Origin of the sequence: Micromonospora sp. II (assembly GCF_001709195.1) — a bacterium.
Lineage (GTDB): Bacteria > Actinomycetota > Actinomycetes > Mycobacteriales > Micromonosporaceae > Micromonospora > Micromonospora chalcea.
Window position 1 is genome coordinate 217751 of the sequence record NZ_LYXF01000089.1, and the last position, 19985, is coordinate 237735.

16 protein-coding genes are annotated in these 19985 nt (G+C 72.8%); 9 read left to right on the forward strand and 7 right to left on the reverse strand.

What is annotated here, in order from left to right; translation table 11 throughout:
• Positions 1-29 precede the first annotated feature (29 nt).
• The gene (locus A8711_RS30910; RefSeq protein WP_069090143.1) at positions 30-2846 is read left to right on the forward strand and encodes a glycoside hydrolase N-terminal domain-containing protein; all 2817 of its coding nucleotides are present in this window, start codon (positions 30-32) and stop codon (positions 2844-2846) included.
• 52 nt (positions 2847-2898) lie between these two features.
• Here A8711_RS30910 and A8711_RS30915 read toward each other — a convergent pair whose 3' ends face one another.
• On the reverse strand, positions 2899-3612 hold the full coding sequence (locus A8711_RS30915) for a hypothetical protein (protein ID WP_043324727.1): 714 nt from the start codon (positions 3610-3612) through the stop codon (positions 2899-2901).
• A gap of 73 nt (positions 3613-3685) precedes the next feature.
• Between A8711_RS30915 and A8711_RS30920 the strand changes: the two genes are divergently transcribed.
• Complete coding sequence (locus tag A8711_RS30920; protein WP_069090144.1) at positions 3686-4513, forward strand: PIG-L family deacetylase; 828 nt, start codon at positions 3686-3688, stop codon at positions 4511-4513.
• Positions 4514-4547: 34 nt separating this feature from the next.
• On the opposite strand, the gene A8711_RS30925 is transcribed toward A8711_RS30920, so the two are convergent.
• Together A8711_RS30925 and glnA are read right to left on the reverse strand one after the other, a co-directional pair.
• Positions 4548-5693: a glutamate--cysteine ligase gene (locus A8711_RS30925; protein WP_069090201.1), complete on the reverse strand. Its 1146-nt coding sequence runs from the start codon at positions 5691-5693 to the stop codon at positions 4548-4550.
• A gap of 155 nt (positions 5694-5848) precedes the next feature.
• Positions 5849-7273 (reverse strand): type I glutamate--ammonia ligase, encoded by a 1425-nt coding sequence (gene glnA / locus A8711_RS30930; protein ID WP_069090145.1) that lies wholly within the window; start codon positions 7271-7273, stop codon positions 5849-5851.
• Positions 7274-7507: 234 nt separating this feature from the next.
• Here glnA and A8711_RS30935 point away from each other — a divergent pair, with 234 nt between their 5' ends.
• Both A8711_RS30935 and A8711_RS30940 read left to right on the forward strand, forming a co-directional pair.
• Complete coding sequence (locus A8711_RS30935; protein WP_069090146.1) at positions 7508-9292, forward strand: N-acetylglutaminylglutamine amidotransferase; 1785 nt, start codon at positions 7508-7510, stop codon at positions 9290-9292.
• Positions 9265-9588, forward strand: a complete 324-nt coding sequence (locus A8711_RS30940; RefSeq protein ID WP_233607701.1) for a hypothetical protein — start codon at positions 9265-9267, stop codon at positions 9586-9588. The genes A8711_RS30935 and A8711_RS30940 overlap by 28 nt, the downstream gene beginning before the upstream one ends.
• A gap of 67 nt (positions 9589-9655) precedes the next feature.
• Here A8711_RS30940 and A8711_RS32570 read toward each other — a convergent pair whose 3' ends face one another.
• The 4 genes from A8711_RS32570 to A8711_RS30955 form a co-directional block, all read right to left on the reverse strand.
• Positions 9656-9826, reverse strand: coding sequence for a hypothetical protein (locus tag A8711_RS32570; protein WP_013285860.1), 171 nt, complete (start codon positions 9824-9826; stop codon positions 9656-9658).
• 449 nt (positions 9827-10275) lie between these two features.
• The gene (locus tag A8711_RS30945; RefSeq protein WP_233607700.1) at positions 10276-10545 is read right to left on the reverse strand and encodes a hypothetical protein; all 270 of its coding nucleotides are present in this window, start codon (positions 10543-10545) and stop codon (positions 10276-10278) included.
• 31 nt (positions 10546-10576) lie between these two features.
• Positions 10577-11572, reverse strand: coding sequence for a nitroreductase (locus tag A8711_RS30950; RefSeq protein WP_069090147.1), 996 nt, complete (start codon positions 11570-11572; stop codon positions 10577-10579).
• Positions 11573-11678: 106 nt separating this feature from the next.
• Positions 11679-12902 (reverse strand): CdaR family transcriptional regulator, encoded by a 1224-nt coding sequence (locus A8711_RS30955; protein WP_069090148.1) that lies wholly within the window; start codon positions 12900-12902, stop codon positions 11679-11681.
• Between the two features lie 83 nt (positions 12903-12985).
• On the opposite strand from A8711_RS30955, the gene A8711_RS30960 reads away from it, so the two are divergent.
• The 5 genes from A8711_RS30960 to A8711_RS30980 all read left to right on the forward strand — a co-directional run bounded on the left by A8711_RS30960 (position 12986) and on the right by A8711_RS30980 (position 19971).
• The gene (locus tag A8711_RS30960) at positions 12986-14077 is read left to right on the forward strand and encodes a ferredoxin reductase (RefSeq protein ID WP_069090149.1); all 1092 of its coding nucleotides are present in this window, start codon (positions 12986-12988) and stop codon (positions 14075-14077) included.
• Positions 14078-14091: 14 nt separating this feature from the next.
• The gene (locus tag A8711_RS30965; protein WP_069090150.1) at positions 14092-15231 is read left to right on the forward strand and encodes an acyl-CoA desaturase; all 1140 of its coding nucleotides are present in this window, start codon (positions 14092-14094) and stop codon (positions 15229-15231) included.
• 185 nt (positions 15232-15416) lie between these two features.
• Positions 15417-16763: a glycosyltransferase family 4 protein gene (locus A8711_RS30970; RefSeq protein ID WP_233607702.1), complete on the forward strand. Its 1347-nt coding sequence runs from the start codon at positions 15417-15419 to the stop codon at positions 16761-16763.
• Between the two features lie 429 nt (positions 16764-17192).
• Positions 17193-18362: an alanine--tRNA ligase-related protein gene (locus A8711_RS30975; protein ID WP_069090152.1), complete on the forward strand. Its 1170-nt coding sequence runs from the start codon at positions 17193-17195 to the stop codon at positions 18360-18362.
• Positions 18363-18507: 145 nt separating this feature from the next.
• Entirely contained in the window at positions 18508-19971 is a 1464-nt protein-coding gene (locus A8711_RS30980; protein ID WP_069090153.1) for a 26S protease regulatory subunit, read from the forward strand.
• Positions 19972-19985: the final 14 nt, after the last annotated feature.

Consider the following 19985-nt stretch of genomic DNA (forward strand, 5'->3'; position numbering starts at 1 on the left):
CCTCTGATCCGCGCGGTTGGGAGAAAAGCATGTCTGAAGTGACACGACGCAACGTCATCAAGGCCGCAGCGGCCGGCGCCGGCGCCGCGCTGGTGCCGGCCGCCTGGAGCGCCGCCGCCCGCGCCGGCTCGGCGGCGCCGGCGCAGGTGCTCGCCGCGAACGACCTGGCGCTCTGGTACGACGAACCGGCCGGCACCGACTGGCTGCGCGCCCTGCCGATCGGCAACGGGCGGCTCGGCGCGATGGTGTTCGGCAACGTGGACACCGAACGGCTCCAGCTCAACGAGGACACCGTCTGGGCCGGCGGCCCGTACGACTCGGCGAACACCCGGGGCGCGGCCAACCTGGCCGAGATCCGGCGTCGCGTCTTCGCCGACCAGTGGACCTCGGCCCAGGATCTGATCAACCAGACCATGATGGGCAGCCCCGGCGGTCAGCTCGCCTACCAGACCGTCGGCGACCTGCGGCTCTCCTTCGGGTCGGCGAGCGGGGCGACGCAGTACAACCGGACGCTGGACCTCACCACCGCCACCGTCACCACCACGTACGTGCTGAACGGTGTCCGGTACCAGCGGGAGGTGTTCGCCAGCGCGCCCGACCAGGTGATAGTGCTCCGGCTGACCGCCGACCGGGCGAACGCGATCACGTTCTCCGCCGCGTTCGACAGCCCGCAGCGGACCACCGTGTCCAGCCCGGACGGCGCGACAGTCGCGCTCGACGGCATCTCCGGCTCGATGGAGGGGGTCAACGGCTCGGTGCGGTTCCTCGCGCTGGCCAACGCCGCCGTCACCGGCGGCACGGTGAGCAGCTCCGGCGGCACGCTGCGGGTGTCCGGCGCGACCAGCGTGACGGTCCTGATCTCGATCGGCACCAGCTACGTCAACTACCGCACCGTCAACGGCGACTACCAGGGCATCGCCCGCAACCGGCTGAACGCCGCCAAGAGCGTCGACGTCGACCAGCTCCGCACCCGCCACCGCGCCGACTACCAGGCGCTGTTCGACCGGGTCACGATCGACCTGGGCCGCACCGCCGCCGCCGACCAGCCCACCGACGTACGGATCGCGCAGCACGCAAGCACGAACGACCCGCAGTTCGCCGCGCTGCTGTTCCAGTTCGGGCGGTACCTGCTGATCTCCTCGTCGCGGCCGGGCACCCAGCCGGCGAACCTGCAGGGCATCTGGAACGACTCGCTCACGCCGTCCTGGGACTCGAAGTACACGGTCAACGCCAACCTGCCGATGAACTACTGGCCGGCTGACACCACGAACCTGTCCGAGTGCTTCCTGCCGGTCTTCGACATGGTCAAGGACCTCACCGTCACCGGCGCGCGGGTCGCCCAGGCACAGTACAGCGCCGGTGGCTGGGTCACCCACCACAACACCGACGCCTGGCGGGGCGCGTCGGTGGTGGACGGCGCGTTCTGGGGCATGTGGCAGACCGGCGGGGCCTGGCTGAGCACGCTCATCTGGGACCACTACCTGTTCACCGGCGACCTCGGCTTCCTCCAGGCCAACTACCCGGCGCTCAAGGGCGCCGCCCAGTTCTTCCTCGACACCCTGGTCGCCCACCCGACGCTCGGCTACCTGGTGACGAACCCGTCGAACTCGCCGGAGCTGGCGCACCACGCCAACGCCAGCGTCTGCGCCGGACCCACGATGGACAACCAGATCCTGCGCGACCTGTTCGACGCCGCGGCCCGGGCGAGCGAGGTGCTCGGCGTCGACACCACGTTCCGGTCCCAGGTGCGTACGGCCAAGGATCGGCTGCCACCGAGCCGCGTCGGTTCGCGGGGCAACGTGCAGGAGTGGCTCGCCGACTGGGTCGAGACCGAGCGCACCCACCGGCACGTCTCCCACCTGTACGGGCTGCATCCCGGCAACCAGATCACCAGGCGGGGCACCCCGGCGCTGTACGAGGCCGCCCGCAAGACGCTGGAGCTGCGCGGCGACGACGGGACCGGCTGGTCCCTCGCCTGGAAGATCAATTTCTGGGCCCGGCTGGAGGACGGCGCCCGCGCCCACAAGCTCCTGCGCGACCTGGTCCGCACCGACCGGCTCGCGCCGAACATGTTCGACCTGCACCCGCCGTTCCAGATCGACGGCAACTTCGGCGCCACCTCGGGCATCGCCGAGATGCTGCTGCACAGCCACACCGGCGAGCTGCACCTGCTGCCCGCGCTCCCCAGCGCCTGGCCCGCCGGGCAGGTCGCGGGACTGCGCGGCCGGGGCGGCTACACGGTGGCGATGGCCTGGAGCAACAGCCAGGCCGACGAGATCAGCGTCCGCGCCGACCGCGACGGCACGCTGCGACTGCGGTCCCGGCTGTTCACCGGCGCCTTCACCCTCACCGACGTCACCGACGGCAGCACACCGGCCACCACCCGGCCGGAGTCCGACGTCGTGGCGCTCACCGTCCGCGCCGGCCACACCTACCGCGCGGTCCGGCCGGGCGTGACCCCCTCGCCGACAGTGACAACGACGCCGACGTCCACGCCGTCACCGACCCCGACCCCGACCCCGACCACCAGTTCCCCGGCGCCGTCCGGCGCGCGTGCCACGTACGCGATCACCGGCTCCTGGTCGGGCGGCTTCCAGGCCGAGGTCACGGTGACCGCCGGCGCCACCGCGATCCGCGGCTGGACGGTCTCCTGGACGTTCCCGAACGGTCAGGTGATCAACCAGATCTGGAGTGGCACGCACACCCAGAGCGGCGCGAACGTCACGGTGCGCAACGTCGACTACAACGGCTCGGTGCCGGCCGGCGGCTCCACCACGTTCGGCTTCATCGGCACGGCCGGCGGCACCAACAACCCGCCGACGAACCTCACCTGCACCACCACCTGACCGCTGACGCGCCCCGCCGCGGCAACCCGGCCGGGGCGGGGCGTGCCGACGGTCAGGCCAGCAGCGTCTCGCGCAGCCGCGCGCCCAGATTGAACTCGCCGACCACCCGGGGACCGGCCGGGTCGTACACGGCGATGCGGTGGTTGCGGCGCATCATCTCCCGCACCGCCGGCGGCAGCCGGGGCGGGTCGTCCATCGTCGCGAGCACCCGCGCGCCGGTGCCCATCAGCCGCTCCACCAGCGACGCGCTGTCGGTGTCCACACGCACCCGGCCGAACTCCCAGCCGGCCGTGGTCAGGTCGAGCACCTCGAACAGGCGCGTCACGAACGGCTGCGGATCGGTCACCTTGTCCAGCCGGTCGGCCCGCCCGCCGACCGCCGCCACGGCGCCGGCCACCTGCGCGTACGGGTGCAGCCCGCTGGGCAGCGCGCCGAGCGGCCAGCGCAGCGCGGGCCCGGCCTCCTTCCACAGAGGCCGGTAGTTGCGGCGATGCACCAGCAGCCGCCGGCCGGTACGCCGGAACACCTCGTGCGCCTGGCCCAGCAGGTCGGCGTGCGCCTGGTCGGCGGCCTCGCAGACGATCCCGGCGGCCACCACGAGACCGTCGTCATCGGACAGCAGCCGGGTGATCGCGTCGGCCTGCTCCGGGAACCGGAGGCGGGCGTGCGCCCCGTAGGACTGCCGCACGTCCCGCAGCAGCTCCTGCTGACGTGTCGGGTCCAGTTCGACCCGTCCGCCACCGAGCAACCGCTGGAGCCAACCCATCGCGCCTCGCTTCCGTCGCCGTCTGCGGACCGGGCAATGCTAGTTCGTCGGCCGATGCTCGTATGGTGACGGGGTGACCGATCGATCCCTGACCCTGATGGCGGTGCACGCGCACCCCGACGACGAGGCGACGAGCACCGGCGGCATCCTGGCGCGCTACGCGGCCGAGGGCGTGACCACTGTGCTCGTGACCTGCACCGACGGGGGGTGCGGCGACGGCCCCGGCGGAATCAAGCCGGGCGACCCCGGGCACGACCCGAAGGCCGTGGTCGAGATGCGCCGCGCCGAGCTGGCCGCGAGCTGCGAGGCGCTCAAGGTGACCCACCTGGAGACGCTCGACTACGGCGACTCCGGGATGATGGGCTGGGCCACGAACGACGCGCCCGGCGCGTTCTGGAACACGCCGGTGGCCGAGGCGGCCGGCCGGCTGGCCGAGCTGATCCGGCGCTACCGTCCCGACGTCGTCGTCAGCTACGACGAGAACGGCTTCTACGGCCACCCGGACCACATCCAGGCCCACCGCATCACCATGGCCGCCGTCGAGCAGACCGGCATCCCGGCCAAGGTCTACTGGACCACCGTGCCGCGCAGCGCGTTCCAGCAGTTCGGCACCGTCATGCGCGAGATCGGGGTGGAGTTCCCCGAGCCGGAGGCGACCGACGAGATGCCGGCGCTGGGCCTGCCGGACGACGAGATCACCACCTGGGTCGACACCAGCGGCTACGGCGGGCAGAAGTTCGCGTCGCTCGCCGCGCACGCCAGCCAGGCGGAGAACATCTTCTTCCTGCGCCTCGGGCAGGAGCGGTTCACCGAGCTGATGGGCATGGAGACGTTCGTGCGCGTGCGGGACACCACCGGCGCCGCCACCCCCGAGGACGACCTGTTCGCCGGGTTGCGCTGACCGGTCGCCGGTCCGGTCCGGGGAGGTCATCGACTCACGTCGAGACGGTCTGCGCGGCCAGGTGCGCGAGCACGACACGGACGTCACCGCCGGTGTCGGCCATGACCTGACGTTGCCGGGTGGCGCCGGTGCCCTCGCGGCGCACCCGGTCCATCTCGCGCCGGACCAGGTCCAGATCGCCGTGGCGGGTCAGCGCGGGCGTGACGATGCCGAGCATGTCGTCGACGAGGTCCCAGGCGGGCCGGGGCCGCCCGGTGCGCAGGTCGACCAGGTCACCGTCCACGCCGTCGTGCGCGGCCCGCCAGTGCGCGGCGGCGACGAGGCAGTCGCGGATGCGCTGGGCCGGCACACCGTCGCGGATGTCGTCGATCGCGGTGGCGACCAGCGCCCGGACCAGCCCGGCGATCAGGACGGTGTCGTCGACCGTGGGGCAGACGTCGCCGACGCGGATCTCCACTGTGGGGTACGCCGCCGACGGCCGGGCGTACCAGTAGACCATCGCGGCGTCGAGCATGATGCCGGCGGTGATCAGGTCCCGGACCGTGGCGTCGTAGTCGGCGGCCGAGTGGAAGTGCGGCGTCGGCCCGATGCTCGGCCACCGTTCCAACTGCATCGAGCGCCAGCTGGCGTGCCCGGTGTCCCGCCCGTCGTGCAGCGGCGAGTTGGTGGTGAGCGCCTGCACCACCGGCAGCCACGGGCGCAGGTGGTTGCACACCTGCACGGCCAGCTCCCGGTCGGGTACGCCGACGTGCACGTGGCAGCCGCAGACCGCGGGGTCGTGGGCCACCGGGCCGAACCGGCGGGACATGTCGTGGTAGCGCTGCTCGTCGGGTACCGTGCGGTGGGCCTCGCAGACCGGCGTGGCACCGACCGCCACCAGTCGCGCCCCGGCCGCCTCGGCCGCCCCGGCGGCCGCCCGGCGCAACGTGACCAGGTGCTCGCGGAGCTGACCGAGGTCGGGGCTGACCGGGGTCACCATCTCCACCATGCTGTGCCGGAACTCCTGCCGGCTCTGCTCGCGTGCGGTCCCGGAGAGCGCGTCGCGGACCCGGTCGGCGACCGGCATGCTCTCGCCGGTGACGGGGTCCAGCAGCAGGAACTCCTCTTCCACCCCGAGGGTCAGGACGGTGGGGATCTCCGGTGTCGGGGTGGTGGCGGTGGTGGTGGGCCGCGGCCTCACCGACGGCTCCACCGGCACGGAACGGTCGGCAGCTCGTCGTGAGGCGGGATCATGTCTCGACGGTACGAGGCCGGGGGCCGTCCCGAGGCTGTTTCCGCCGACCACCGCCCCCGCGGGTGGCGCGGGGGCGGTGGGGTCGCTCAGCAGGACGTCGCTCAGCAGTCGTAGTACATGGCGAACTCGTGCGGGGTCGGACGCAGGCGTACCGGGTCGACCTCGTTGGCGTTCTTCCAGTCGACCCAGGTGGAGATCAGGTCGGCGGTGAAGACGTTGCCGTCGAGCAGGTAGTCGTGGTCGGTCTCCAGCGCCGCCAGCGCCTCGGGCAGCGATCCGGGCACCTGCTTGACGTCGCCCCACTCCTCCGGGGGCAGGTCGTACAGGTCCTTGTCGATCGGCGCCGGCGGCTCGATCTTGTTCTTGATGCCGTCGAGACCGGCCATGAGCATGGCGGCGAACGCCAGGTACGGGTTGCTGGACGGGTCCGGCACGCGGAACTCGACGCGCTTGGCCTTCGGGTTGCTGCCGGTCACCGGGATGCGGGTGCAGGCGGAGCGGTTGCGCTGGGAGTAGACCAGGTTGACCGGCGCCTCGAAGCCGGGGACGAGACGGCGGTACGAGTTGATGGTCGGGTTGGTGAAGGCCAGCAGCGACGGGGCGTGGTGCAGCAGGCCGCCGATGTACCAGCGGGCGGTGTCGGACAGGCCGGCGTAGCCGGTCTCGTCGTAGAACAGCGGCTCGCCGCCGCGCCACAGGCTCTGGTGGGTGTGCATACCGGAGCCGTTGTCACCGAACACCGGCTTGGGCATGAACGTCGCGGTCTTGCCGTGCGCCCACGCCTCGTTCTTGATCAGGTACTTGAACAGCTGAAGGTCGTCGGCCGAGTGCAGCAGCGTCGAGAACCTGTAGTTGATCTCCGACTGCCCGCCGGTGCCCACCTCGTGGTGCGAACGCTCCACTGTGAAACCGGCGTCCACCATCCGGCGGACCATGCTGTCGCGCAGGTCGGCGTAGTGGTCCACCGGAGGCACCGGGAAGTAGCCGCCCTTGTACGCGGTCTTGTAGCCGCGGTTGCCGCCCTCCTCGATCCGCCCGGTGTTCCAGGCGCCCTCGATCGAGTCGATGTAGTAGAACGACTGGTGCGCCGAGGTCTCGTGGCGGATGGAGTCGAAGATGTAGAACTCCGCCTCCGCGCCGAAGTACGCGGTGTCGGCGATGCCGCTCGCCGCCAGATACGCCTCGGCCTTCTTCGCCACGTTGCGCGGATCCCGGGAGTACGCCTCCCTGGTGAACGGGTCGTGGACGAAGAAGTTCAACGCGACGGTCTTCTGCGCGCGGAACGGGTCCACGAACGCGGTCGCCACGTCCGGCAGCAGCAGCATGTCCGATTCGTGGATCGACTGGAAGCCGCGGATCGAGGAGCCGTCGAAGGCGAGGCCGTCGGTGAACACGCTGTCGTCGAACGACTCGACCGGCAGGTTGAAGTGCTGCATCACGCCGGGCAGGTCACAGAAACGTACGTCGACGAACTTCACGTCCTCGTCGGTGAGGTATCGCAGGAGTTCCTCGGAATTGGCGAACACACGTCCTCCTGGCAGGCGTCGTTGATCCTGGCCACGTCCCGTGGCCGGACCGCCCGGGGACATGGCCCGTACCGCCACCGTACGACGGCGCGCCGTGCCCGGCTCGCCAACCGCCCATCCGGGTTTCCTTCGCCACAGGCCGGGTAGTCGCCGTACCCGGCGGACCGCCCGGGGAGACGACGCGGCGGGAGGTTGGCATGGTGGGTGCTCCGCGACTGACCGGTGGGCGCTGAGATGTGCGGGATCAGCGGTGAGGCCAGGTTCGACGGGGTCACCCCCGACACCGACGCGGTGAACCGGATGACAGCGGCGATGCGCTCACGCGGCCCCGACGGTGAGGGCGCGTGGGACGACGGCTGGATCGCGCTGGGGCACCGCCGACTGACAGTCATCGACCTGTCCGAGGCCGGCGCGCAGCCGATGGTCCGCGACGACCTCGGCCTGGCGCTCGTGTTCAACGGCTGCGTCTACAACTACCCGCAGCTGCGCGACGAACTGATCTCCGCCGGGCACACGTTCCACAGCACCAGCGACACCGAGGTGATCCTGGTGGCGTACGCGCAGTGGGGTGAGCGGTTCGTCGACCACCTGGTCGGCATGTTCGCCGTGGCGCTGCTGGACCGGCGTCGCCGCCGGCTCGTGCTGGCCCGCGACCGGCTCGGCATCAAGCCGCTCTACCTCGCCGAGTCCCCGGGCCGGCTCCGGTTCGCCTCCACGCTGCCGGCGCTGCTGGCCGGGGGCGACGTCGACACCGGCATCGACCGGGTCGCGCTGCACCACTACCTGTCGTGGCACTCGATCGTGCCGGCGCCCCGCACGATCCTGCGCGGCATCCGCAAGCTGCCCCCGGCCACCGTGCGGGTGATCGACGCCGACGGGCACAGCCGCGAGCGCGTCTACTGGCGGCCCGAGTACCGGCGCGACCGGGCCCACGACGGCATGGACGCCGCCGACTGGCGGGCCGCCGTCGGGGACGCGCTGCGCACGGCCGTACGCCGCCGGCTGGTCGCCGACGTGCCGGTCGGGGTGCTGCTCTCCGGCGGCCTCGACTCCAGCATGATCGTCGCGCTGCTCGACGGCGCCGGTCAGCACCACCTCCAGACGTTCAGCATCGGGTTCGACAGCCGCGGCGACGAGGCCGGCGACGAGTTCCACTACTCCGACCTGGTCGCCCGCGCGTTCGGCACCGACCACCACCGCATCCAGCTCTCCGACGGCGATCTCGGCCCGGCCGTACGCGCCACCGTGGCGGCCATGACCGAACCGATGGGCAGCCACGACGTGGTGGCGTTCCACCTGCTCTCCGAGCAGGTCGCCCGGCACGTGAAGGTGGCGCAGTCGGGCCAGGGTGCCGACGAGGTGTTCGCCGGCTACGGCTACCACCACCGGCTCGCCGACGCGGCGCGGGAGAACGCCGCGGCCGAGTTCACCGCCGCGTTCTTCGACCGCGATCACGCCGAGCTGAACCGGGTGGTCGACCCCGCGTACACCTGTGAGCGCGACGCCAGCGGCGAGCTGGTCGCCGCGGACCTGGCCGCGCCCGGCGCGCAGACCGCCGTGGACGCGGTGCTGCGCCTGGACACGCACCTGATGCTGCCCGACGACCCGGTCAAACGGGTCGACAGCATGAGCATGGCCTGGGGACTGGAGGTGCGCACGCCCTTCCTCGACCAGGACCTGGTGGCGCTCGCCGCGGCCTGCCCGCCCGAGCACAAGCTGGCCCAGGGCGGCAAGGGCGTGCTCAAGGAGGTGGCCCGGGAAGTGCTGCCGGCCGAGGTCATCGACCGGCCCAAGGGCTACTTCCCGGTGCCGGCGCTGCGCAACGTCGACGGGCCCGTGCGAGAGTTGGTGGTCGAGGCGCTCAGCGCGCCCGAGGCACGCCGGCGCGGGTTGTTCCGCCGGGAGTACGTCGACGAGCTGCTGGCCGAGCCGGACCGGGCGCAGGCCGCCGCCGGCAGCAACAAGCTGTGGCAACTGGGCCTGCTGGAGTTGTGGCTGCAGTCGCACGGCGTGAGCTGAAGGGCCGCCTGGCCCGGGGCGGCGAGAGGAGCATGGTGAAGTTCGTCATCGAGAGCGAAGCCGACGGCACCGTGGGGTTCACCGTGGTCGGCGGCGACGGGCGGGTGCTCGCCACCGGGCAGCCCTGCCCGGACAAGGGTGCGGCGCTGGCCGCGGTGGGTGAGCTGATGCACGGGCTGGGTGAAGCCTGCATCGAGGACCGGACGGGGGCGACCGCCGGGCCGGTGGCCGGCACCCGGACCGAGATCGGCGACGACATGTCGGACATCGGCCGCTCCGGCATCCCGCCGGTCTGAGGCTGCTTCCGTGGCCGCCCTCCGGGGCGGCTGGAACCCGCCCGGTCGGCCGTGCGGGTTCGTGCGCTCACTGCTCGTCGTCGAGCACGTCCGTGTGGCCGTCGCGGGTGACGGTGGGCGGGAGGTGCTCGTCCGGCTGGGGCGCCTCGGCCAGCGTGTGGTGCGGGTCGCCGTCGGGCGAGAACAGCACCCGATCGGTCTTGCGGGTCTTCTCCTGCTCCTCCTCCGGCTCAGTCACCGCGTTCTCCCTCCGCTCACCGGCGCCCCGGGCAGGCCACCTCGCCTCACGCTATGCGCCGGACGGGCCCCGGGAGCGGGTTTCCGCCCGACGGCCGCCCCGCACCCGGCCCTGGTCGTCCCGACATGCCGACCCCCTCGCCGTCACGTACGGTAGCGCCGAAGCTGAGCCCGCATGGTTCACCTCGGGCCACTTTGCTCTGCAGCCATCGACGCGACGGTGACTCACGGCTACCGCCGCGTATGAGGCTGCAGAGCAAAGTCGGCGGAGAGGCAACAGCATCGTCAACGGCCAGTTGAGCATTTTGGCTGCTCAGGCGCAGTGTGTGCGGAAAGGCGGTGCATTCGCCCCAGAAACCGCCCATCACTGAATGTGACGATGCGCTGCGTCGGAATCGAGGTGACGGACAGTCACCACCTGGCCTGGGCTCGGGTCGCCGAAGGGGCCGATCAGGGCGGCCACGGTGGCGTGCCGTGCGGCCGGATCGGCGCGGGTGGCCCGGGCGACGACCGCGCGTTCCGCGGTGGTGCCGCGCCAGCCGGACGGCCGTCGAGCGGGTGGTGAAGCGTGCGACCGAGCGCGTGGACCGTGGGGCGGTCGTCGACGGTCGCGCCGCGGGTCAGCTCCTCCGGCGGCAGGTAGCGGCGGGACCCGGGCAGCCGGCCGAGGTCGAGCACGAGCGGTCCCCGCCGGTACTCGTCCAGGTCGATCAGCCACATCCGGCGGGCATCGAAGTCGTAGAGGCCGGAGTCAGTCCACCACCTCGATGACGTCGCCCGGCGCGCGGCGGGGCGCCGGCGGCAGCTCGGCCTCCGGACCCCAGCCGACGCGCACGATCAGGTACGGGCTGCCGATGCCGGCGAGCAGGTCACGCATCATCCGGCGCGGCCAGGCCAGCTCGACGGCGTCGCTGAGCGGCGCGCTGGCCAGCCCTTCGGCGGTGGCGGTGAGCAACAGCGCCGACAGCGCCTCGCCGCCGCGCAGCCAGGCGGCCGGCTCGTCGTCCTCACCGAACAGGATCAGGTACGCCGCGCCGCGGTCGAAGTCCGTGCCCGCGCTGAGGCCGGCCGCCCCGCCGGGCGCGTAGTCGCGCAGCGGCACCCGCCGTGGGGAGGGCCGCACGGCGGTGGCTGCGGGCACTCCGTCGCCGCTGCCCGCCGGCCGGTTGGTCCACCGGTTCAGCTCCTCCCGGTACGCGGGGTCGGCCAGCTCCGCCTCGGCGGCGCGGCCGGTGGACACGGCGAGCATCGGCATCTGGTCCGGCCGGACCACGTGCAGGTGGGCGCCCTCTGCCTCGACGGCGTCACCGAGCCGGGCCAGCACCGCCTCCGGCACCGGCCGGTCGCCGTACGCCCGCCGGTCGGTGCGGCGGCGCGGGATCGCGTCGACGAGCCGGCCCGCCGGCACGTCCAGGTCGATCGGGCCGGTCGTGCGGATCCGGGCCAGCAACGACGGGTCGGACGGGTCGGGCAGCCGCTCGACCACCGCCGCCCAGCCGAACGCCGCCAGCGACACGCGCGCGTGGTGCAGGGCGGCGCCGCAGCTCAGCATCAGCAACCGGCCGTCCGGGTCGGTGTGCGTGAGCTGCCGATCCGGGTCGCCGCGCAGCTCCAGCGCGTCCGCGGTGATCCGCCAGCGCCAGGGCTGGGTGTTGAACACCGACGGGGCGTGCAGGGACTGCCGGGCGGCCGCCTCCAGCACCCGTACCCTCGGGTCCTGGCCGGTGCGGGTCGGTGTGCTGTTCATGGCGGCCCTCCTGGTTGCTCGTCCCCTTCCGACCCTGCCCGCCGCCGTCGCGGCCGGACAGGGCCGGAGGTCCCGGCCGCACCGGGCCGTGCGCCCCGGCGCGGCGTCAGGCGGCGTCCGGCTCCGGGGGTAGGGCCAGCGCGATCGTGAGGTCGAGGACGGCGGCGGGGTCGAGCAGCCGGTCGCCGAACAGCTCACGGAGCTTGCCCATCCGGTAGCGGACGGTCTGCGGATGCACGAACAGGTCGGCGGCCACGTCGTCGCGGCGTCCCTGGTGCAGCAGCCACGACCGCAGCGTCTCGGCCAGCCGGTGCGCGGTGGCCGGGGGCAGCGCGGCCAGCGGCGCGAGGGCCTGCGCGCGCAGGTCGGCCAGGGCCTCCGGGTCCATGCTGAGCAGCAGCGTGGCCAGGTGACGCTCGGTGTCGACAGGTCCGGCGTCCGGCTCGCCGAGGCCGAGCGCGAGCGCCCGGGTGGCCCGCTGGTACGACGCGGCGACCCGGTGCCAGGGGCGGGCCGGGCCGAGCACCGCCCGGTGCCCGTGCAGCAGCCGGGTGAGCTGGCGGCGCCGGCCGCCGTGCATGTCCGGCACCAGCAGTACGGCCAGCTCCTCGACCGGGTTCATGCCGGGCAGGTCCTCGCCGCTCTCCAGCGTGTGCGGGCTGAGCAGTGCCAACACGGCGCGCAGGTGCCGGCGGGGCAGCAGCACCACCGTCAGCGTCTGCGGCGGCGGCCAGTCGGCGCGCTCCGCGCTGCGCCGCAGCGACTCCTCCGGCTCACCGGCCAGCAACTGCTGGGTGAGCCGTTCCAGGCTGCGGCGGCGCATCCGGCCGGCGCTGGCCAGCTCGTCGGCGTGCCCGGCCACGCTCGCCGCGGACAGCTCGTCGATGTACGCGAACATCAACTCGGCGAACTCGGCCACCGTCTCGGCGGCGAGCCCGCTGCGCACCGTCGTGGTGGACACCTCACGCCAGGCCACCCGGGCGCCCACCCGGTACGCGGCCAGCAGCGCGTCCATGCTGCGCCCCGAGCGGGCCTCACCGCTGCCCAGCGCGTACGCGGCCTCCAGCGCCGGGGCCAGGGGAGTGCTCGGGTCGAACGCCTGGGTACCCTCGATGAGCTGGAGGAACGTGCCGAGCGCGATGCGTACCGCGTTTTCGATCTTCGCCCGCATGGCGCCGGTGAGCGCGCCGGAGTAGTCCGGCACCTCGGCGGTGATCGCGGAGACGGTCCGTTCGGCGACCATCGGCAGCCGGCCGCGCAGCGTCGCGGCCATGCCGGCCTCGAGGTTGAGGTGCGCGGCGCGCTGCCCAGTGCCGGCCTCCAACGTCATGTTGTTCCCTCCGAACAAAAACCCGCGACCTTTTCACCTTTGCCGGTCAAGATGTTATGCGATCGGGCGGTCACGCTGGTCATATGACCACAACTGCCTCCCGCCGCCCTCAGAAGGTCACCTTCCGGGACAGGCTGCTGCGGCTGGCCGGAGCGGTCACCACGCCGGTGCTGCCCGACGACTATCTCGACCTGATCGCGCCGCTGCGCGCCGGCGCCCCGCTGCGCGGCCGGATCGTCGCCGTCCGCCCGGAGACCCGGGACGCGGCCACGCTGGTGATCCAGCCCGGCCGCGCCTGGCAGGGGCACCTGCCCGGGCAGTACATCCGTCTCGGCGTCGACGTCGACGGCGTGCGCCAGTGGCGCGCGTACTCGGTCACCTCCGCGCCGGACGCCCCCGACGGCCGGATCAGCGTCACCGTGAAGGCCATCCCCGACGGCAAGGTCAGCAACCACCTCGTACGCCGGATCCGGCCCGGCACGCTGATCCACCTCGACCAGGCCCAGGGCGACTTCGTGCTCCCGAGCGCGACGCCCGAGCGCGTCCTGTTCGTCACCGCCGGCAGCGGCATCACCCCGGTCATGGGGATGCTGCGCTCCGGGCTGGCCGACCGGGCCGACGTGGTGCTCGTGCACTCCGCGCCCACCCGCGACGACGTCATCTTCGGTACGGAACTGCGCGCGCTCGCCGACCGCGGCGCGCTGCGGCTGGTCGAGCGGCACACCGACACCGACGGCCTGCTCGACGTCGCCGAACTCGCCGCCCTGGTGCCCGACCACCTCGACCGCGAGGCGTGGGCCTGCGGCCCGATCGGCATGCTCGACGCGGTCGAGGGGTACTGGTCCTCGAACGGCCTCGTCGAACGGTTGCACACCGAGCGGTTCCGCCCGACGGTGATCACGCCGGGCGAGGGAGGCACGGTGACCTTCACCGGAGCGGGGGTGACCGTCGAGTCCGACGGCGCCACCACCCTGCTCGACGCGGGGGAGAACGCCGGAGTGCTGATGCCTTCCGGGTGCCGGATGGGCATCTGCTTCGGCTGCGTCGTACCGCTGCGCCAGGGCGCCGTCCGTGACCTGCGCAACGGCGACGTCACCACTGCCGTACCGGGGGACGGCGTGCTCGTCCAGACGTGCGTGTCGGCCGCCGCCGGTACCTGCGACATCGATCTCTGACAGGAGCCACCCACGTGACCGTCATCCAGAAGAAGGCCGTCAACCCGATCGCCCACCTGAGCGCCGAGGACATCGAGATCATCGGCAAGGAGTTGGACGCGATCCGGGACCGGGTCCTCGCCGACCGGGGGGAGCGGGACGCCCGCTACATCCGCAAGGTGGTCAAGACCCAGCGGACACTGGAGATGAGTAGTCGCGCGGTGCTGTTGTTCTCGCTGTTCCCGCCGGCCTGGATCGTCGGCACGGCCGGCCTCACGGTCGCCAAGATCCTGGAGAACATGGAGATCGGGCACAACGTGCTGCACGGCCAGTGGGACTGGATGCGCGACCCGAAGATCCACTCCACCACCTGGGAGTGGGACCACGTCTCCCCGGCCGACCAGTGGAAGCAGTCGCACAACGAGCTGCACCACCGCTACACCAACGTCGTCGGCAAGGACAACGACCTCGGCTACGGCATCATGCGCGTCGACGAGGACCAGCCGTGGCACCCGATGCACCTCGGCCAGCCGCTCTGGAACCTGATCAACGCCATGTTCTTCGAGTACGGCATCGCCGCGTACGACATGGAACTCGGCGACCACCTCAAGCAGCGCAAGCTCAAGGACCCGAAGTTCCGGGCCAAGGCCCGCGCCGTCGGCCGCAAGATCCGCCGCCAGGTGCTCAAGGACTACGTGGTGCACCCGCTGCTGTCCGGCCCGTCGTTCCTGACCACGCTCGCCGCCACGTTCACCGCGAACCTGCTGCGCAACGTGTGGAGCCACTCGGTGATCATGTGCGGGCACTTCCCGAACGGCGTGGAGACGTTTGAGAAGACCTCCATCGAGGGCGAGACGCGCGGCGAGTGGTACCTGCGCCAGATGCTCGGCTCGGCCAACATCAGCGGCAGCCGGCTGCTGCACATCATGACCGGCAACCTGTCGTACCAGATCGAGCACCACCTCTTCCCCGACCTGCCCAGCAACCGCTACCAGGAGATCGCGCCGCAGGTACGCGCGCTGTTCGACAGGTACGGCCTGCACTACACCACCGGCCCGCTGCCCAAGCAGGTCGCCTCCGCGTGGTGGAAGGTCATCCGGCTGTCGCTGCCCAACCGCAACGACAGCCGGCAGCCGGTCGCCCCGGCCGCGCTGGCCTCCTCCGGCACGGCCTGACCCGACCGTTCGGTGCACGGCCGGTGAACTTCCACCGGCCGGCACCTGACCAGTTGCTGCACAGTCGGTATCCGCGCAGCTCAGAGCGGTCTTCGCGGCCGTCGTGACAGCCCCGCGTCCCCGTACACTCGCGCCCGTTGCGGGCGTACGGGTGAAGGGGTGGAACGCCGATGCGGCGCGTGGTCATGCTCGTCGACAACGCGGTCGAGGGTGACTCGCGGGTGCAGAAGACGGCCCGCTCGGCCGCCGACGCCGGCTGGGACGTCACGCTGATCGGCTGCGCCCACGTCGACGCCGAACGCCGCTGGCGGCTCGGCGACGCCGAGGTACGCGTCCTGCCGCTCGCCGCCGTTGCCGCCTCGGGCCGTGACGCTGGTTCACGCGACGGCTCCGGGCTGCGTGGCGTGTCCGGGCTGCGCAGCGTTTCCGGGCTGCGGGCTCGGCTGGTGGCCCGGGGCGGACTGCCGTTGCGCGCGGCGCGGCTGGCCCGCCGGCCCGTCGAGCACGCCGAGGTCCGTTTCTGGCGGGCCCGGCTGCGCGACGGGGCCTGGCGGCGGCTGGAGCCGGGCCTCTGGGACTACGAACGGGTCGCCGGACCGGTCGTCGACGACCTGCGCCCCGACCTGATCCACGCGCACGACTTCCGGATGCTCGGCGTCGCCGCCCGCGCCGTGGACCGCGCCCGCGCCGCCGGACGTGACGTCAAGCTGGTCTGGGACGCGCACGAGTGGCTGCCCGGTGCGCGGCCGCGTCGGGACAACGCCCGCTGGCTGCCCGCCCACCTCGGTTACGTCCGCGAGTACGTCGGTCACGCCGACGCGGTCGTCACCGTCTCCGACACGCTCGCCGACCTGCTGGTACGCGACCACGCCCTGCCCGACCGCCCGACCGTGATCCTCAACGCCCCGATCGCCGCCACCACGGAGACATCCGCTCCCGACCTGCGGAAGCGCTGCGGTCTGCCACCGGACACGCCGCTGCTGGTCTACAGCGGGGCGATGGCCGTGCAGCGCGGCGTGGACACGGTGGTCGAGGCGTTGCCGCTGCTGCCCGGCGTACACCTGGCGCTTGTCGTCGCCGACCCGGCCGCCGCCTACGTCCGCCAGGTCGTCGCCCGCGCGGCCCGGCACGGGGTGGGCGACCGGGTGCACGTGCTGCCGTACGTGCCGCACCGCCAGCTCGTCGCGTTCCTCGCCACCGCCGACATCGGGCTGATCCCGCTGCACCACTGGCCCAACCACGAGATCGCGCTGATCACCAAGTTCTTCGAGTACGCGCACGCGCGGCTGCCGATCGTGGTCAGCGACGTCCGCACCATGGCCGAGACGGTCCGGGCCACCGGGCAGGGCGAGGTGTTCCGTGCCCGCGACGCCGCCGACCTGGCCCGCGCAGTGCGGGCGGTGCTCGCGGATCCGGCCTGTTACCGCGCCGCGTACGAGGGTGAGGACTCCCCGCTCCCGGGGTGGACGTGGGAGGCGCAGGCCGAACGCCTCGACGCATTCTACCGCCGCCTGCTCACCCCCATCCGCTGACGCCCACCTCCCGCTTCCCGCCTCGCTCGGGTGGAACACCACGGGTGTCTCCGGCCCGTTTTGACACCCATGGCGTTCCACCCGCACCTCGGGGGCGGCATGGTCAACTCCAGCTCGGCGAAGTGGCGGGATCCGAGGGGCGCCGACCCCGCCATTTCGGGGGAGTGGTGTTGATCATGCGGGGGCGGGAGGGCGGGGATGCCCCGGAAAAGGGGTGGGCGGGACAGGGGCGGCCGGGCTAGCGTCGAGGTATGCAGAGCAGGCGCAGCCTTACCGCCGCGGCCGCGCGAGCTTCCCGCTCGCCGGTTGCCGCCGCCTGACCTGCCCCACACCCACGCCGGCGACCGGAAACGGTCCGCCGGCGTCGTCGTGTCGACGCCAACGCGCACGGCGGGCCGTCCGGTCACCCGTACCCGGAAGGCACCCGCCATGACACCCGACGACATCACCCGGACGTTCCTCGACCACTACCACCGGCACGGCCATCAGGATGCGCCGGAGAGTTCACTCGTTCCGCCACCCGGCGACCCGGTGCTGTTCACCACCTCCGGCATGCACCCGCTCACGCCGTACCTGCTGGGACGCCCGCACCCGGGCGGGCGGCGACTGGCGAACGTGCAGCGGTGCCTGCGCACCACGGACCTGGACGAGGTGGGCGACGACACGCACCTGACCGTGTTCCAGATGCTCGGCTCGTGGTCGCTCGGCGACTACGACATCGTGACCAGCCTGCGCTGGGGCTTCGACCTGCTCACCGACGGCTTCGGCATCCCGGTGGAGAGGCTGCACGCCACGGTCTTCGGCGGCGGCAACGGTGAAGGACCGGACGACACCGCGCGGGACACCTGGACCGGGCTCGGTGTGCCGGTGGAGGCGCTGGGCGAGGACAACTGGTGGTCCAACGGCCCGACCGGCCCCTGCGGACCGGACTCGGAGATCTTCGTGTGGACCGGCGACGGCCCGCCCACCGGCACGCCCAGCAGCGACGCGCGGTGGGTGGAGGTGTGGAACCACGTGCAGATGCGCTACCACAGGCACCCCGACGGGCGGCTCACGCCGCTGCCGCACTCGAGCATCGACACCGGCATGGGCCTGGAACGGCTGGAGATGGTGTTGCGCGGCGACCGGTCCGTGTTCACCGGCGACGGGCTGCGCCAGTGGGTGGCCGCGGTAGGCAACTGGGGCCTGCGCGACGAGGACCTGCGCGTGGTCGCCGACCACCTGCGGTCCGCGGTGGTCGTGCTCGGTGACGGGGTACGCCCCGGCAACACCGGCCGCGGGTACGTGCTGCGGCGGCTGCTGCGCCGCGCGCTCACCGTGCTGTGGCGCGACGACCCGGCGCGCACCCTCGACGGGCTGCCGCCCGAGCTGTACGCGGACACGCTGCGCCGCTTCCGTCAGCCGGTCGACGTCGGCGCGCTGCACGCGACGCTGGTGGACGAGGAGCGCCGCTTCCGCGGGCTGCTGCGACGCGGACGGCCGCTCGTGGACCGGGTACGGGAGCGCGGGCCGCTGACCGAGCACGACTACCACTGGCTGCACGACACCCACGGCTTGCCCCGCGACCTGGTCGACGGCCTGCTCGCCGAGACGAGCTGAGCAGCGGCCGGGGGAGCGGGCCGGGCGGGCACCAGCCGGGGAGCAGCAGCCGGCTCAGCGGTGGCCGCCCGGCCGGGCCGGTGCCAGACTCGGAGGCGGACGCCACGCGAGGGAAGCGGACGCCGCCGTGAGGAGAGGGCTGCCGATGACCGAGGTACGGCCGGACGAGGAGACGGTGCCGCTGCTCGGCGCCGAGGTGCGCATCGCCGACGCGACGGGCCTGCTCGCCGCCGCCGTCGACGGGCCGGTGGAGCTGCTGGTCGATGGCGACTTCCCGGCCCCGGTGCGGGAGGCGCTCTGCACCGTGCGCGCCGACACCGCGCACGGGCAGCCGGCGCACCGCTTCGAGGCGTACCTGCGGGTGGAGAGCACCCCGGCGGGCCTGCTCGCCCTCGGTCTGGCCGGGCCGGTCGGCGTGCTGCTCGCCGAGCGGCTGGCCGCCCGCGGCGGTGACGGCCCGGCCGCTGCGGTGGGCCGGATGGCCGCGGAGGCCGGACGGCGGATCTGGCCGCGACCGGTCGCCACGCTCGCCGCGCCGCCCGGCGACGAGGCGGGCCGGGAGGTGCTGCGCGTGGCCCGGGAAGCCGGGCTGCGGCCCCGCGTCGACCAGGACAACGGCACGGTACGCATCCACGCCGACGTACCAAGCGCCGACGTGGGTCCGGCGCACCTGACGGCGATGCTCGGCCTGCTGCTCCAGGCCGTACGCGAGTTGTCCGGCGACAGCGACGAGCCGACCGTGCTGCGCGGACGGACGTACGTCGTGGGGCGGCGACCGGTGACGGCGGCGGCGGGGCCGCGCAGCGCGACCGTGACCCTCGACCAGGTCGGCGGCCTGCCCGACGTGGTCGCGCAGTTCCGCGAGGTGGCGGTGTCGTTCCGGCACCCGGCGGCGATGGCCCGCTGGGGCGCGCGCCGGCCGCAGGGCATCCTGATGTACGGGCCGCCCGGCACCGGCAAGACCATGCTGGCCCGGGCCCTCGCGAACGAGATCGGCGCGGACTTCGTGGAGATCCGCACCCCGGAGATCCTGGACAAGTACCTCGGTGGCTCGGAACGCAACATCAAGCGCATCTTCCGGGAGGCGCGCCGCTACCGGCGGCCCACCGTGATGCTGTTCGACGAGTTCGACTCGATCATCAGCTACGCCGGCGCCGGCGGCGACGCGGCCAGCCAGGCCGTCAACGCGGTAGCGGGCATCTTCAAGCAGGAGATGAACACGCTGTTCGAGGAGAACCCCGACGTCATCGTGGTCGCCACCACCAACTTCCCGCACCGCGTCGACGCCTCGCTGATCCGCTCCGGCCGCTTCGACCTGAAGATCGCCATTCCGGCGCCGGACGAGAACGGACGCGCGGAGATCCTCACCAAGATGATCCGCGAGCTGATCGACCGGCACGAGCGGCCGGGCTTCAAGATGTTCGCCGACGACCTCGACCCGGCCGCCCTCGCGGCCGACACGGCCGGGCTGACCGGCGCGGACCTTCGCGAGGCGCTGCGCCGGGTGCAACTCGCCAAGGCGCTTCGGGAAGCGGCGGAGGGTGCGCCGCCGGCTCCGATCGGCCAGGATGACGTGCGGGAGGCCGTCGCCGGGTTGCGCCGCGGCTGACCGGAAGGAGTCCA

Coding starts and splice junctions, on each gene's coding strand:
- A8711_RS30915 (WP_043324727.1), bottom strand. CDS start 3,612: ATGGGTTGGCTCCAGCGGTTGCTCGGTGGCGGACGGGTCGAACTGGAC.
- A8711_RS30910 (WP_069090143.1), top strand. CDS start 30: ATGTCTGAAGTGACACGACGCAACGTCATCAAGGCCGCAGCGGCCGGC.
- A8711_RS30950 (WP_069090147.1), bottom strand. CDS start 11,572: ATGAACAGCACACCGACCCGCACCGGCCAGGACCCGAGGGTACGGGTG.
- A8711_RS30980 (WP_069090153.1), top strand. CDS start 18,508: ATGACCGAGGTACGGCCGGACGAGGAGACGGTGCCGCTGCTCGGCGCC.
- A8711_RS30955 (WP_069090148.1), bottom strand. CDS start 12,902: ATGACGTTGGAGGCCGGCACTGGGCAGCGCGCCGCGCACCTCAACCTC.
- A8711_RS30945 (WP_233607700.1), bottom strand. CDS start 10,545: ATGTGGCTGATCGACCTGGACGAGTACCGGCGGGGACCGCTCGTGCTC.
- A8711_RS30935 (WP_069090146.1), top strand. CDS start 7,508: ATGTGCGGGATCAGCGGTGAGGCCAGGTTCGACGGGGTCACCCCCGAC.
- A8711_RS30970 (WP_233607702.1), top strand. CDS start 15,417: ATGCTCGTCGACAACGCGGTCGAGGGTGACTCGCGGGTGCAGAAGACG.
- A8711_RS30975 (WP_069090152.1), top strand. CDS start 17,193: ATGACACCCGACGACATCACCCGGACGTTCCTCGACCACTACCACCGG.
- A8711_RS30960 (WP_069090149.1), top strand. CDS start 12,986: ATGACCACAACTGCCTCCCGCCGCCCTCAGAAGGTCACCTTCCGGGAC.